The 15,767-nt window shown below is 67.7% G+C and carries 6 protein-coding genes; 1 reads left to right on the top strand and 5 read right to left on the bottom strand.

What is annotated here, in order from left to right; translation table 11 throughout:
• Positions 1–9 precede the first annotated feature (9 nt).
• From AC3IFE_RS24980 to AC3IFE_RS24960, 5 genes are all read right to left on the bottom strand, one after another.
• Positions 10–4,671, bottom strand: a complete 4,662-nt coding sequence (locus AC3IFE_RS24980) for a condensation domain-containing protein (RefSeq protein WP_489192672.1) — start codon at positions 4,669–4,671, stop codon at positions 10–12.
• Complete coding sequence (locus AC3IFE_RS24975) at positions 4,668–10,679, bottom strand: type I polyketide synthase (protein ID WP_489192670.1); 6,012 nt, start codon at positions 10,677–10,679, stop codon at positions 4,668–4,670. Before AC3IFE_RS24975 ends, AC3IFE_RS24980 begins: the two co-directional genes overlap by 4 nt.
• A 46-nt stretch (positions 10,680–10,725) precedes the next feature.
• The gene (locus AC3IFE_RS24970; RefSeq protein ID WP_489192668.1) at positions 10,726–12,987 is read right to left on the bottom strand and encodes an AMP-binding protein; all 2,262 of its coding nucleotides are present in this window, start codon (positions 12,985–12,987) and stop codon (positions 10,726–10,728) included.
• A 67-nt stretch (positions 12,988–13,054) separates the two neighbouring features.
• Positions 13,055–14,563, bottom strand: a complete 1,509-nt coding sequence (locus AC3IFE_RS24965) for an AMP-binding protein (RefSeq protein ID WP_489192666.1) — start codon at positions 14,561–14,563, stop codon at positions 13,055–13,057.
• A gap of 13 nt (positions 14,564–14,576) precedes the next feature.
• Positions 14,577–15,323, bottom strand: a complete 747-nt coding sequence (locus tag AC3IFE_RS24960; RefSeq protein WP_050016614.1) for an iron-containing redox enzyme family protein — start codon at positions 15,321–15,323, stop codon at positions 14,577–14,579.
• A gap of 173 nt (positions 15,324–15,496) precedes the next feature.
• Here AC3IFE_RS24960 and AC3IFE_RS24955 point away from each other — a divergent pair, with 173 nt between their 5' ends.
• Positions 15,497–15,763 (top strand): acyl carrier protein, encoded by a 267-nt coding sequence (locus AC3IFE_RS24955; RefSeq protein ID WP_089470967.1) that lies wholly within the window; start codon positions 15,497–15,499, stop codon positions 15,761–15,763.
• Positions 15,764–15,767 lie beyond the last annotated feature (4 nt).

The following is a 15,767-nucleotide window of genomic DNA, read 5'->3' as shown; positions in this document are numbered from 1 at the left end:
CCGCCGCGTTCAGCGCTCGAGTGCGTCGATTTCTTCCAGCAGCGCGTCGAGCGCGTCCTGGTCGACATCGAGTTGAGGAACGTCGTCGGGTGTCAGACCGCCCACCCCGTCGGCGCTGCAATGGCGAATCAGCATCGTCAACGCCTCTTCGACGCGGCACATCAGGCAGCCGATGCTTTCGTCGACGCCCGGCACCCCGAAGAAGCTCGACTCGACGGTCAGCCTGCCGCGCGACACGTATGCGACGACGTCCAGCAGGTGCGTGCGCCGCTGGCGCGGGCTGCGGATACCCGGCGCCGGTTCGGGCGGCCCGCCGTACAGCGGCGACGACGGCCCCGACAATTGCTCCAGTTGACCGAGATAGGTAAACAGGATCGGTGCGCGCGGAAACGACGTCAGCGCATCGGCGCCGGCCTGCGGCTTCGTGTCGAGATAGCGCAGCACGCCATAGCTCGCGCCCTTTCGCGGCACCTCGCGCAGTCGGGCCTTGACCGACTTGACGAGCGCCGACGGATCCGACGCGTTAGCCGGCGTGTCGATCAACACCGGATAGATCGACGTGAACCAGCCGACCGTGCGGCTCAGGTCGATCGCGTCGCCGAGCGCGTCCCGGCCATGCCCCTCGACGTCCACCAGCAACGCGTCGCTGCCGCTCCATGCGTGGAACCCCGCGTGCAATGCGGCGATGAGCAGATCGTTTGCATCGGTGCCATAGGCACGCGGCGCCGTGGTTCGAAACGCGTGCGTCAGATCCGCGTCGAGCGTGATCGCGCAACTGAGCGACGATTCCTGATAAGCATGCTGAACGATCGAGGTCAGCCCGTGACGCATCAGCGCCACCCGCTTCGGCCCGCCCAGCACATCGCGCACCTGTGCGTTCACGTTGCGCCAGTAGAGGCGATCGTCGTCGAGCGCGTCGCCCTGCGCCAGCGCAAGCCACTGGTCGACCCAAGCCTTCACGGAACTCGTCTTCAACGGCAACGCCGCGGCCGTGCGGGCACGCAATCGCAGATAGCAGTCCGCCAGATCCTGCAGCAGGATGCTCCACGACACGCCGTCGATCGCCATGTGATGGACGACGATCAACAGCCGGCTGCTCGACACGCTCGTGCTCTCGAGCCACCTGACCGCGATGAGCCGGCCGCCCTCGAGGTCGAGGCTGCCCTGCGCGGCGTCGATCGCGCCGCGCCACATGCGTTCGCAATGCCGGCCGGCCGAGTCGATACACGGGACGATCGCAAAATCGACGGCGTCGCCGTCGCCGGCGAACACGTGCCGCATTCCGTCGCCGTGCGCGACGAACCGTGAACGCAACACGTCGTGATGGCGCATGACGACGCGAATCGCCTCGGCCATGACGTTCGCGTCGGGCGTCTCGCCGAGCGGAACGAGCAGCGCCTGGTTGAAGTGCGAACGATCGACGTCGACGCGCTCGACGAACCATTGCGCCGCCGGACCGAGCACGGTCTCGCCCTGCACCGGCCCCTGATCGACATCGAGACCCGGCGTCTCGCGCACCACCGTCGACAGGCTCGCCACGGTCGTATGCAGGAAGATGTCCTGCGGCTTCAAATACATGCCGTCGAGCGCGGCCCGCGACACGATGACCGCGGCCAGAATCGAATCGCCGCCCAGTTCGAAGAAATCCTGATCGACGCCGACGGACGGCTGGCCGAGGACATCGGCCCAGATCGCGGCGAGTTTGCGTTCGGTGTCGGTCGACGCGCCACGGTCGGCCCGCTCGCTTGCGCGAGGCAGCGGAAGCCCGCCTGCGTCGAGTGCGCCGCCCGCGTCGAGCGGCAGCCGGTCGAGCACCATGATCGCGTCGGGGTGCATCGAGTCCTGCAGCGCATGCTTCAATGCCGAACGAACCGCGTGTTCGAGTGCATGCGCATCCGCGCGGCCATCGTCCGCGACGAGATAGGCGACCAGCATTTCCTGCGTGTCCCGAACGACGCACGCACAGGCGACGGCGGCCACGCCGGGAATCGCGGAGATGGCCTGCTCGACCGTGCCGATCTCGATCGGCACGGGCCGGTGAAGCGCGACCCGCGACGAAGGATCGGCGCACAGCAGGTCGCCGCCACGGCGGACGACCGACACGCCGGTGGGTATCAGCGTCGTGTCCGGGCGCGCGGTTTCGAGCGGCGCCCCCGCACCCGATGCGCGGATCGACGCGCCGTCGAAGAAATGCAGTTTTCCGGCCTGACGATCGTCGGCGAAACTTCCGGACGATCCGAGCGCGAACGCAACGCGCCCCGGATACGACGGCGCCAGCAATTGCCAGCCGTCCGGCCCGGCCGCGAACGCACACAGCGCCGAACCGGTGTCCGAGTGCTGCACCGGAACGAAGTACGCCGCTGCGGCTATCCGGTTGGCGGCGGCGAACGACTTCAACGGTTGCGGATGCTCGCCGTACGCGACGAGCGCGCGTGCCCGCCCCATGCCAGCGACATCGGCACGTTGCAACAGAAGCGACGGCACGAGGAGCGACGGGCCGTCCGCGAGCAACCGGTCGAGCGCCGCGTACGCGCTGTTCGCGATCGCGGGGTCGCCGGAAGCGAGCGCACCGATGGCGGCCTGCCCGGACAGTCGAGCCGTGCCGCCAACGAGTACGACCTGGGCCAGCGCCGCTGCCGACAGCCCGTCATGCGCGCCGTGCGGAACGAGCGTCGTTGCGTTGGCGTCGAGATGGAGCAATTGACCGACATAGTCGAGCATCGGCTCGACCGCCGACGCGTTGCCTGCGGCAACGCCGTCGGCACGCGCGGCGGCATCGCGCGCACGCACCACTTCGATCGCGTCGATCTCCCAGCCGGACCACCCGTCGCTACGACCGCGGCACACTGCGTCGGCCGTGTCGCCCGACACCGTATAGCATGCGCCCACGGCGCGGATCGCGAGCAACGCGACCGCGCGCTCGGCGACACTTCGCAGTCGGAGTTCGACACGTTTTCCGGCGCCGATTCCGAGGGCATCCAGTTGCGCACGGACGGCACGAATCGCATCGCGCACCTCGCCGTCGCCGATCGCGCGATGGTCGAATTGCCAGACCACGCGCGAGGCATCCTGCGGCATCTCGGATTCGACATGGGGCGCGCGGCGCACGAATGCGTCGGCCGCGGCAATGCGGTTTCGCGCATCGTCGATCGGTGCGGTCGCGAGCGTGTATTGGTGCAGAGAACGGCTGGTGTCAGCCACCACCTGCTCGACGAGATGCGCATACTGGCTCGCGAATCGCTCGATCGTTTCGTCGTCGAACAGATCCGTATTGAACGTCCAGGCGGTCAGATATTCGTCGCCGAGATCCTGTACGTTGAGCGTCAGGTCGTGTGTCGCGCCGCGCGTACCGGTGCTCGATGCGGCGAGACGCTCACGATAGAACGGCACGCCATCCTCGCCTTCGGCGGCGAAATCGCCGCGAGCCTGGTTCCAGTTGTACATCACCTGGTAGATCGGCGACCGGCTCGGATCGCGCGCGGGACGCAGTGCGTCGACCAGCAACGGAAACGGATAATCCTGGTGATCGAGCACGCGCAGCATCATCTCGCGCGTGCGCCGCAGCAGATCGTCGAATGTGTCGTCCGGTCGGACTTCGCACGCGAGCACGACCGTGTTCACGAAATGGCCGACCACGCTCTCGCTGCCCGGCGCATTGCGCCCGGAAGTCGGTGCGCCGATCATCAAGCGCGCCTGCCCGGTATGAAGGTGAAGATGCAATTGATAGACCGCGAGCAGCAGCATGTACGGGGTCACGCGCAGCAACCTGGCCGTGTCGCGCACCCGATGCGATAGCGTCGCGCCGAGCGACCGGTCGTACACGCGGCCATGCTCGGTTTTGCGCGGCGGGCGCAACCGGTCGGTCGCCAGGCTCAATGCCGGAAACCCGTGTGCCAGCTCGCGCCGCCAGAACGCCGCGAGATGCTCGCCGTCCGCGCCGTCGAGCCGGGCGCGCTCGTGTTCGACGCAATCCTTGTATTGCACCGGCAGAGGCGGCAATTTCAGCGGTTCGCCCGCGCGGGCAAGACGGTAGAGCGTGCGAAGCTCGTTGAGCAGGATCTCGAGCGACCAGAAATCGGCGGCGATGTGGTGGACGTTCAACAGCAGCACCACGCGAATCGCGTCGGCGCCGTCGTGCTCGTTCAGCAGCAGCTTGAGCCGGATCGGCGATTGCGTCAGGTCGAACGGGCGATTCGACTCTTCGTCGATCCACCGGCGGATGGCGGCTTCGTCGGCCGCGAACACGCGATCGACCGAGAACCGGGCGCGCGCTTGCGACCCGACCTGCTGGCGCGGCTCGCCATCGATCACGCGGTACGCGGTGCGCAGGATCGGGTGGCGTGCGATCAGATAGTCGACACAGCGACGCAGCACGGACAGGTCGACGTCGTCGTCGATGCGCGTCGCGTACGTCACGTTGTACGCCGCACTGTCGGGATTGAGCTGATGCAGCGACCAGAGCGATTTCTGCGCGAACGAGAGCGGGTAGGTGCCCGCCGTTCCCGCGAATTGCTCGAGCAGCGCGATGAGTGTCGCCTTGTGGGTCTTCAGCTCGTCGACGAGCGAAGGTGTCACCGCGCCCTTCGGCGCCTTGTATTGCAACTTGCCGTCCTGGGCCCAGAGCTCGATGCCGCGCCCCGCCAGTTCGTTGATGAATTCGATCGAGCTCACAGCTCTCCTCCTTCCATTTCGACGCCGAACGTCGCTTCTCCCGACACCACGTCGATCCGGTCCGCGGCGCGCGATGGCGGTGTTCCGTCGAGGGCCCGCGACTCGCCGCGGTCGAGCGTCGCCATGATCGTGCGCACGACGTCGTCGAGCGTCGCGCCTTCGAGCAATCGCCCGAACGGAACATCGACGCCCAGCTCGCTACGCAATGCATTGCGGAATTCCGCGGCCATCAGCGAATCGAGCCCGAGTTCGATCAGCGGGATATCCGGCGCGATCCGCTCGCTCGACGTATGCAGGGTCGCGGCGATTGCGTCGGTGAGATGTCCGCGCAGCAATTGCATGCGCTCTCCGTCCGGCAACCCCGCGATGCGCTCGCGCAAGCCAGGGCCGGTGCCGGCCGGGCGATGCGCCGGCGGCGTCGGCGGCACGAGTTCCGACAACAGTGCGCCCATCGCCCGGCTCGGGCCGCGCGTGATCAGCGTATCGACGTCCACGTTCCAGATCTGCGTCTGCCCGTCCGGTTCGGCGGCCAGCGTGTCGAACACGCGCAGTGCGACGTCCGGCTCGAGCGGCTTGAGACCGAACGATGCGATGCGGCGCAGTTGCCGCGCGTCGAGCTGATCGACCATCCCGTTGCCGCCCCACAGGCCCCAGTTCATCGTGTGCCCGGGCAGGCCGTCCTGGTGGCGCAAGGCCGTCAGCGCGTCCACGTAGGCGTTCGCGGCGGCATAGGCGCATTGCCCCGGGGAGCCGATGCAGGCCACGATCGACGAAAACGACACGAAGTGCCGCAGCGGCAGATGCGCGGTCGCACGATGCAGATTCAACGTTCCGGCGACCTTCGGCGCGAGCACCTTCACTACGTCGGTCATCGGCTGGGTCGCGAGCAGGCCGTCGTCAAGCGTGCCCGCCGCATGCAGGACGCCCACGAGCGGATGCGCGGAATCCGCCTCGAGCGCATGGACGAGCGCGTCGACGTCGGCGGCCGACGCGACGTCGGCCGCCACGAATTCGACGATCGTGCCGTGCGCATCGGCGATCGATGCAAGCCGCGCGCGTTCGCTGTCGGCCGGCACCTGGCGGCTGGCGGACACGATCTTCGGCACGCCTTTCCGGATCAGTTGCTCGATCACCCGCGTGCCGATTGCACCGCGCCCGCCCGTCACCAGATAGGCACCGTGCGCAAGCGGTTGCGCCGCGCCGGCGTCGCGTGCGACGAGCCGCGGGACGTATACGGTGTCGCCATGCGACACGAACTGCGTCTCGCCGGTCGCCGCGGCGCCCGCCAGTGCGGTCAGCGCGCTCGCGCAAGACACCGCATCCGGTGACGGCAGATCGACCACACACACCGGAATGTCGCCGCTCTCGTGCATGAGGCTGCGGGCGACGCCCCAGGCGGCCGCCTGAAACGGCGACACGCGCACGTCGATGCCGGGCACGCGCTGCGCCGCCTGGGTCACGATGCAGACGGTCGGCGTGCCCTGCGGCCAGCGGGCCGACTGCACTTCGCGCCAGATGTTCGCGAAGCGCCGGTAAGCTGCGCCGACCGCGGCGAGTTCGTCTTCGGATCCCGCATCGTCCATCGACGGCCACACGTAGAGCAGCACGGTCGGTCGTGCATTCGGGCCGGCGAGTGCGTCGTCGTCGAGCGCGGCACGAATGCGCCGGGCACCTGCATCGTCGTCGAACCGGTCGTCCACCGGCAGCGCCGCGATGGCACACGCGTTGCCAGCGTCTTCACATGCGCGCGCCAGCATCGCGTCCAGTGCGGAACCGCTGCCGATCAGCACGAAGTTCGCGTGCGCGTCGTCCCCTTCATGTTCGGCCGCCGCAAACGGCCGCCAGACGAGCGTATTCAGCGCGACAGGCTCCGCAGCCCGCTGAAATCGGCGCGGATCGACGGCCATCAGCCGCAGTCCGGAGACGACGGCGACGCAGTTGCCCGCGTCGTCGTACAACCAGAGATCCGCGGTGGCGAGGCTGCGCTTCACCCGCGCACGCACCGCGCACCACACCGCCCGCACGCCGGGCATCGGCATGCAAGCGATCCGCTCGATGCCGATCGGCACGAAGGCGGTGTTCAGTTCCGCATCCCAGAGCGCGCCCGCGACGGTCTGAAACGCGTTGTCGAGCAGCGCCGGATGAACGATGCGGACGAGGTCGTCCGCGCCGTCCGGCTCCATTTCGATTCGGGCCAGCGCCACGTCGCCGTCCCGCGACAGCGCGCGAATCGAGCGAAATGCGCCGCCATATTCGAGGCCGGTGGCCTGCAAGCGCGCGTAGAAACCGTCGACAGGCAACGCGTCGCCGCATTGCGCGCGCCATGCGTCAAGTGCCGGCACGTCGGGAACGCCGTGCGTCGTCCCGATCTGCGCGGCGCATTGCAACGTCCATTCGGGTTCCGAAGCGGCCGTGTCGTGACAGGCGTAAATGTCGATCCGCGCGCCTGCTTCGCCCGGCTGCGGAGTATCACCTGCGTGCACGACCGTGCCGAACGTCACCGCGTGGCCGGGCTCCAGCGTGAGCGCGTTATCGAACGACACGTCACGCGCGACCAGCCAGCGGCCGGCCATCGGTTCGGCATCGCCGCCATCGCGCCGCGATCCGGCGTCGAGCAGCGCCTCGACGAACCCTGCCGCCGGGAAAACGAGTTGCCCGTGCACGCGGTGTCCGCGCAGAAACGGCAGATGCCGATCGGATACCTCGCTCTCGTAGCGAAGGTGGTCCGATGCCGGAATCGCGAGACGCCGGCCCAGCACGCCGCGACCGGCGGTCCGCCGCGCGCCGGCCGCGCTCGTCAGCACGTTCGCCCGCTGCGCCGGCTCCCGCGCATTCACCCAGTAGCGGTGTGCCTCGAGCGGATACGGCGGCAGCACTCCGCGGCGCGCGGCTTGCCGCATCGGCGCACCGGTTCGGGAGCGCTCGTATGCATGCCAGTCGACGCGCCGGCCACACATATAGACATGTGCCAACGCACGCAACAACTGCTCGGTCTCGCGCCCGTCATGGTTCATCGACGGCAGCGCCATCACGTTGCCACGATCCGCCCGCTCCGCCGCGCATGCGGTGACGAGGCTCGAAAGCGTCTTGCCAGGCCCGATCTCGACGACCGTCGTCACCTTGTCGTCGAGCAGGGTGTCGACACCCGCACGGAAGGCCACCGTGGCCCGCACGTGCTCGACCCAGTACGCGGGATCGCACAGGCGTTCGCCCTCGAACCGACCCGTCACGTTGGACACGATCGGAATCGCGGGCGCGCGATACCGCACGGTCGCGGCGACGGCGCCGAATTCGGCGAGCATCGGCTCCATCAGCGGCGAATGGAATGCGCGCGATACCGCCAGCGCCTTCGTCGCGATGCCGCGCGACGCGAACAGTTGCTCGATCGACTCGATCGCGTCCGGGTCGCCGGACACCAGCACGCTCTCCGGTGCGTTGTCCGCCCGCTCCGCCGCGCATGCGGTGACGAGGCTCGAAAGCGTCTTGCCAGGCCCGATCTCGACGACCGTCGTCACCTTGTCGTCGAGCAGGGTGTCGACACCCGCACGGAAGGCCACCGTGGCCCGCACGTGCTCGACCCAGTACGCGGGATCGCACAGGCGTTCGCCCTCGAACCGACCCGTCACGTTGGACACGATCGGAATCGCGGGCGCGCGATACCGCACGGTCGCGGCGACGGCGCCGAATTCGGCGAGCATCGGCTCCATCAGCGGCGAATGGAATGCGCGCGATACCGCCAGCGCCTTCGTCGCGATGCCGCGCGACGCGAACAGTTGCTCGATCGACTCGATCGCGTCCGGGTCGCCGGACACCAGCACGCTCTCCGGTGCGTTGTCCGCCGCGATGGCGACCCGTCCGGGGTAGTCGCGCACGGCATCGGCCACCTGACGCACGCTCGCGAACACGGCGAGCGCACGGCCCGGCGCGGTGAGCGTATCCATCAAACGCCCACGCGCCGTCACGAGGCGGCAGCCGTCCTCGATCGAGAACACGCCGGCGATGCACGCAGCCGCGTACTCGCCGATGCTGTGGCCCATCACGACATCGGGCACGACGCCCCAGTGCATCCACAAGCGCGCGAGCGCGACCTCGAGCGCGAACATCGCCGGTTGCGTGTAACGCGTTTCGTTTATCCGGTCCTGATGGTCGCCCCACAGCACGTCGACGAGCGACAGTTCCCCTTGCGCCTCGATATGGCTGTCGCATGCGTCGAATACATCGCGAAACGGCGCGAAATCCCGATAGAGCTGTCGAGCCATTCCGGCGCGCTGCGCGCCCTGTCCGGTAAACAGGAACGCAAGCCGATCGCGAACGCCGCCGGGCTGCCCGCTCCGGACCGTTAGGGCCCGCGCCGCGTCCGACAGCGCATCGAGCAGCGTGTCGCGAGCATCCGCGACGATCGCCACGCGATGGCGATGGCTGTCGCGCGCGAGACGCAGCGCGCGGGCGACCGCGTCGGGCGCCAGCGACGCGTCTGCCCGCACGTGCGCCGCGCAGTCTTCGATCGCCTGCTTCAACATCGGCGCCGTGTGGGCGGACAACGGCCAGATGTCGTGACGCGCGTGACCGGCCAGCGCGACGTCCGCGTCGGGTTCCGCCGCGCGCGCCTCCTGCCATGCCTCGACGATCAGGTGTGCGTTCGTGCCGCTCATGCCGAACGAGCTGATCGCCGCCACGCGCCGGCCCGGTCGGGACGACGGCCACGCCGCATGCTCGGTCGGCACGCGAATGCCGTTCGCATGCCAGTCGACGTGCGTGGTCGGCGTATCGAAATGCAGGTGCCGCGGCAGTTCGCCCTTCTGCAGCGCGCACACGACCTTCATCAGCCCGGCGACCGCGGCGGCCGATTCGAGGTGCCCGATATTCGTCTTGATGCTGCCGACGTACAGGTCGCCGGTGCGATTCGTGTCGCGGCAGTACACGTCCTCGAGCGCACGCAGCTCGATCGGATCGCCGAGCGGCGTACCGGTGCCGTGCGCCTCGACGTAGTCGACGTCGGCCGGCGACACGCCGGCGTGCTCGAGCGCCTCGCGGATCACGTCGCGTTGCGCGCGGCCGTTCGGCGCCGTCATCCCGTTGCTGCGCCCGTCGTGATTGACGGCGGAGCCGCGGATCACCGCCCGGATCGGCCTGCCCTGCGCCCGCGCATCGGACAGCCGCATCAGCGCGACGACGCCGCAGCCTTCCCCGCGCACGTAGCCGTCGGCGGCCGCGTCGAACGTCCGGCAGCGGCCGCTCGGCGACAGCGCCTGAAGCTCGCTCAGCGCGATCGTCATCTCCGGCGACAGCATCAGGTTGACACCGCCCGCGAATGCGACATCGGACTCGCGGGTACGCAGGCTATGGCAAGCCAAATGGACGGCGACGAGCGACGACGAGCACGCGGTGTCGAGATGCAACGCCGGGCCATGAAATCCGAACAGGTAGGAAATGCGTCCGGCCGCGAAGGGCCGCGCGGTACCGAGCGAGGTCTGCGCATAGCTGAGCGTGTCGGCTGCTACGCCTTCGCTGACGCGCGCGTAGTCGTCGACCGACGAACCGACGAACACGCCGGTTCGGTACGACGCGATCGTTTCTCGCGAAAAGCCGGCATCTTCGAGTGCACGCCACGTACATTCGAGCAGTAGCCGCTGCTGCGGATCGATGTGCGGCGCCTCGCGCTCCGACACGCCGAAGAATCCCGCATCGAAACGATCGACGTCGTCGATGAACCCGCCATGCCGGCTGTAGCTGGTATCGCGCCGGCCCGGCCGCGGATCGTAGATCGCATCGGTCCATCGGTCGGACGGCACGGGGCCGACGGCGTCGGTCCCGTCCGCGAGCATCGACCAGAGCGCGTCGGCGGAATCCGCGCCGCCGGGCAGCCGGCAGCCCATGCCGACGATGGCGATCGGTTCGTTCATCGCGCTGCGCGCGTCGGCCAGTTCGCGTTGCAGCGCGTCGATCTTCAGCAACGCTTGCTTCACGGGGGTAAGGGGCGCGGCGGGCGCGCGGTTGGACTCGGTCATGTGTACCACTCCAGACGTTCGCGGAACGAGACTGCCGGGGATCGGCTCAGCGCTGCAGCGCTTTCAGCAGCAACGCTTCGGCCTGCGCGTCGGAGAGCGCCGCAAGCTGATCCCGGGTAGGCGGCGCGTCGGCGCCGCCGACGATCGGCTCGGGATGCGCGTGCGCGGCGGCCGACGCGGGCGCGTCGCTCGATCGCAACGCATCGGCCGCGCCCTGCATCCGCGCCAGGTGCGCCGCAAGCTGCTCGACGTTCGAACAGTCCCACAGCACGGCGGCGTCGAACGTCAGCCCGATCGTGTGCTGCACCTTCAACGAAAACTGAAGCGCGCTCATCGAGTCGAAACCCATCTCGACCCACGCGGCCGTGCGCGACACCTGCGTCTCGGCGATCTTGAGCCGCTCGGCGACGATCCGTACGATCCGGTCCGCGATCTCGCGCTCGATCAGCATCGGTTCGGAACGGGTCTCCACCTCGGCGACAGCCGGCGCCACCGCACCGTCCCGTGCAGCGCCCGCCTCCATCGCGTAGGCGCCGTCGGTCCAGCTGGCGACGGCGCGCAGTTCGCCTTGCAGATACGCACGACGGCACAGCGCGCGCGCGATCTTGCCGCTGGAAGTCTTTTCGATGGTCGCCGGCTCGACCAGCACGATCGCGTGCGGCGTGACCCCGAAGTCCTCGCCGATCGCGACCACCATCGCGCGCAGCGTGGCGTCGAGGTCCAGCGTCCGGCGCGCGGTGCGACCGACTTCCTGGATGATCACGAGCTTCTCTTCTCCGTCCGCCTGCACCGATACGGCGGCGCCGCATCCGCGACGCAACGCCGGCACGGCGTCCTGCACGCAGGCTTCGATATCCTGCGGATACAGGTTGCGTCCGCGAACGATCAGCATGTCCTTCACGCGGCCGGTCACGTACAGGCGGCCGTCGACGCGCGCGCCCAGATCGCCCGTGCGCAGGAACGGACGTGCGTCGGGCTCGTCATCGAAATGCGCGCCGAACGTCGACCGCGTTGCTTCCGGGTTGCCGTAGTAGCCCACGCCGATCGCGCCGCCGCGCACCCAGATCTCGCCGACACCGTTCGGGTCGGCGACCGGGCGACCATCGGGGCCCGCGATCCGGATCTCGGTGCCGGGCGCCGTGCCGCCGCACGACACGAGACTTTTCGCGTTCGCGGCGCCCGGCTGAACCGGTTCAACGATGCCGGCGGCGAGCTTCACGTTATCGACGTCCAGGTAATGGGCGCCTTCGCCGTAAGGGACACCCGACACGATCAGCGTCGCCTCGGCCATCCCGTAGCACGGATAGAACGCCCCCGGGGCGAAGCCGTGCGGGCATGCGGCGTCGATGAACTCGGTGACGGTCTGACGATGAATCGGCTCCGCGCCGCAGAACGCGACACGCCAGCTGGACAGATCGAGCCGGCCTCCGTCATCGCTTCCGTCGAGCGCGGCAGCGGCAAGCGCATACGCAAAATTCGGGCCGCCGGACGTCGTCGCACGGTGTGCGGAAATCGCGCGCAACCATCGGCCCGGCTGCTGGACGAACGCAACGGGCGACATCAGCACCACCGACAGCCCGATTGACGCCAGTTGCAACGGCATCGACAGCCCCATGTCGTGATACAGCGGCAGCCACGACAGCATGCGGGTGTCGCGATCGTGCCGCATCAGCAGCGCGATCGACCGTTGGTTGTCAATGATGTTGCCGTGCGTGATCATCACGCCCTTCGGCGTGCCCGTCGATCCCGACGTGTATTGAAGGAACGCAAGATCGTCCGGCGCCGGCATGCGCGGCAACGCCGACGTGTCCCGCGCCCCGGCGTCGACGAGCGCTTCGTACGTGACGAGCGTGCAGCCGGTGAACAGCTGCTGCGTCGCGCGCAGGGTCTCGATGGTATCGATCGAGGTCGCCGGCGCCACGATCAGCGTGGCGCCGCAATTGTCGGCAATCGCGTGCAGCTTCGCCCATTGCGCGACCTTGCGGACCTGCTGCGGATGATAGGCCGGCACGGCCACGCGCCCCGATGCCAGACATCCGTAGAACGCGCAGACGAACTCGGCGCTCGTCGGCAACAACAGCAGCACGCGAGCGCCCGGCCCGGTCAATTGCGCGAGTCCGCGCGCCACGCGCATCATGCCGGCATGCAGATCCTCGAACGTGCTCTCGCTTTCGATCGCTTCGCCGTCGCGCAGGATGGTCAGCGCGACACGGTCGGGGTCCCGCTCGGTGTGATGGGCGAGCGTCTCGATGATGGAGGTCGGTTCGACTTCCATCTGAAACACGTTCGGATTCGGATGCGTCGTCATGGTGTATCCAGAATGAGGTCTGTGCGAGCCGCCGCGCGAAGGCGGCGGCTCGCGCACGGGGGTGATCTCATGCGTCTCGCAGGAACGCGTCCGCGATCGCGCGGCGATTGAGCTTGAGGTTGCGCGTGCGCAATCCGCCTTCGACGTCGAATGCGCGGTCGGTGAAAATCACCTTCACCAGTTGCCGTTGTGCCGGCAGCGTGCCGTTGACCGCACGGACGAGTGCGCGCAGCGCGTCGGTGACTTCCAGATCGTCCGGCCGGCGCGTCGCGATGACGACGCCGAGCCCCGCTTGCGGGCCCGCCATCACCACGGCCACGTCGACACGCGGATCGCGATACAGCAGCGCCTCGATCGGCTCGGGATGGAATTTCTCGCCGTTGCTCGTGACGATCGCGTCCTTCTTGCGCCCGACGACGCGCAGAAAGCCGTCGCGGTCGAATTCGGCGATGTCGCCCGTCGCGACCGCATTCGGCGCGATGAATGTCGCGCGAGTGTCTTCTTCCGGCGCATCGAAGTAGCCGAGCGACAGCAGCGCGTTCCGTGTGACGACGACTTCACCGTCCTCCAGCAACGAGACGCTGCCCGGCTCCGCCGGCTGGCCGACCGTACCGACACGCACGTGCCCGGGCTTGTTCCACGCAACCATGCCGGCCTCGGTGATCCCGAACGCCTCGTACAGCGCGATCCCGCAATCCCAGAAGAAATCGAGCGCCGCGCGCTTGATCGGCGCCATCCCGGTGACCATGTAGCGGATGTTGCCGCCGGTCAGCGCGCTCAGTCGCTCGGCGAGCGTCGACGGGTCGCTGCCCGGCCCGGCAGCCGCGCGCGCCAGCGTATGCAGCGTCTCGTACAGCACCGGCGGGGCGATCATGAACGTCGGACGGTGCCGTTTGAGACCCGGAAAGAGTCCGTGGAACGGCACCGACACGAGATCGATCCCGTGATACAGGCAGAAGTAGTACGTCATCCGTTGCTGATAGTTCGCGAACGGCAAGAACGTCAGGAACCGGTCGCCCGGCGCGACGCCGAATGCGTCGCCATACAGGCCGAGCAAGTGCGCGGTGCCGCGGCGGCTCATCACGAGCCCTTTGGTCCTGCCCGTCGTGCCCGAACTGAACACCAGGGAATGGGTATCGGGCGCATGCTCGACCCGCACCGGCTCGATACGCGTGTGCGAATCGCCGCGGCTGGCGGGATCGATATCCACGACGCGCCCGGCGACCGCGCCGGCGGTATCGAGCCATCGTGCGTCCACGGCCAGCACGCTCAGCCGGTAGCGCTCGATCAACGCGTCGCACGTATCGATCAGGCCATCGTTCGGAAACGCGACCGATACGCAGCCGAGCTCGATGCATGCCAGATCCCACACCATCCACGGATACCCGTTCGGCGCCGCGATGCCGACGCGCGCCCCGGGTACGAGGCCGATTGCCTTGCCGCGCTCGACCGTGGCAAGCACGTCTTCGAACAGTTCGTGGAAGGTCCGGACGGTTTCGGCCCCCTTGTCGTCGACAAAGGTCAGCGTATGACTGCTGTCGCGCAAGCGCGCGACGAGATCGTCGAAGGTCATCATCGGCGTCGTCCCGTCACGCGTGCGCGACGCCCTCGGCGGATGCGTAATACTTCTGCGCGGCGCTTTCATACATGTTCCAGAACAGCTTGCACGTGTGGCGCACCGCGAACAGCGCTTCCTGTTGCATCTCCACGGTCGTGCACAGGTCGGTCACGAGCGAGATGCCCTCGGCGACGTGCGCGACGTCCTCTTTCTGGTGAACCGAAAAGAATCGCGTGTCTTCCTCGGTGAGCCCGTAGCACTTCGCCAGAATGGAGTGGCGCGCGTCGCCCGCACGGGTTTCCAGGCTCTGCCCTTCGCTCGCGATCATCACCGCGGCGGCGCCGATATGGTAGGTGCCCTCGCCCTTGCAGTTCTCGAGGCGATAGTCGATCAACTCGCGCGTGGCCGCGGACGGCGTCCATGCATCGCGCTCCTCGTCGCTAATGTTTTGCGCGCGAATGAAGTCTTCCATGAGCTCGACATGGTTCTTCGTTTTCGAGAAGCGCCCGGTTTCCTCTTCGAACAGGTTGTACAGCAGCCGGCGCTTGTGGTCGGGAAACGGGCAGCGGAAATACAGGTTCTCGATGTACTCGAGAAAGTACCGGGTGATCTGGTATCCCTCGAGCGAGATGATCTTCAGCAAGCGCCAGTTTTTCTGAGGCGTGAACAACTCCGCGAAGATCGGGTGATCGAGCGTGAGCTGCTCGTCCAGTGTTTCGCGCAGCGCGCGGGAAAACGTCGCTTTGTCCATCAGCACGGCTTCTTTGGTGAGGGTCATGATCGTTCCCTGTCGGTGAGGTAACCGGCAATGTAATGGCGGCTTTCAAGACTGAAACCTGTCCGTTCGGGCGAGTGTTTCCCCGTCCGCGCCAACCCTGTACGTCAGTGCAGGTAGGCAGTGCGGTGCCTTGACGCTATAAAGCGGAACCCCTACGGCACTTGGAGAATCCGATGGACGACCACGCGAACGTGTTCGCTACGCTTACCGAACTGATTCCGCAAATTGCTGCGCTCGATATTGCGCCGGACATGCTGACGCGGGAAACGTCGCTGACGTCGGATCTGATGCTCGATTCGATCTCGCTGCTGTCGCTGATGGCGCTGACCGAGGATCGGCTCGGCATCAGCTTCGCCTCGCACACGGAGCAGGTCGCGAACCTCGAAACCATCGGCGATGCGGTCGATCTGGTGGACATGCTGTTGTCCGTGAAAGCGTAACGAG

It is taken from the genome of Burkholderia sp. APQ4-4ca (assembly GCF_057837105.1).
The sequence above is the reverse complement of the archived record's forward strand: the minus strand, read 5'-3'. Positions and strand labels throughout refer to the sequence as shown.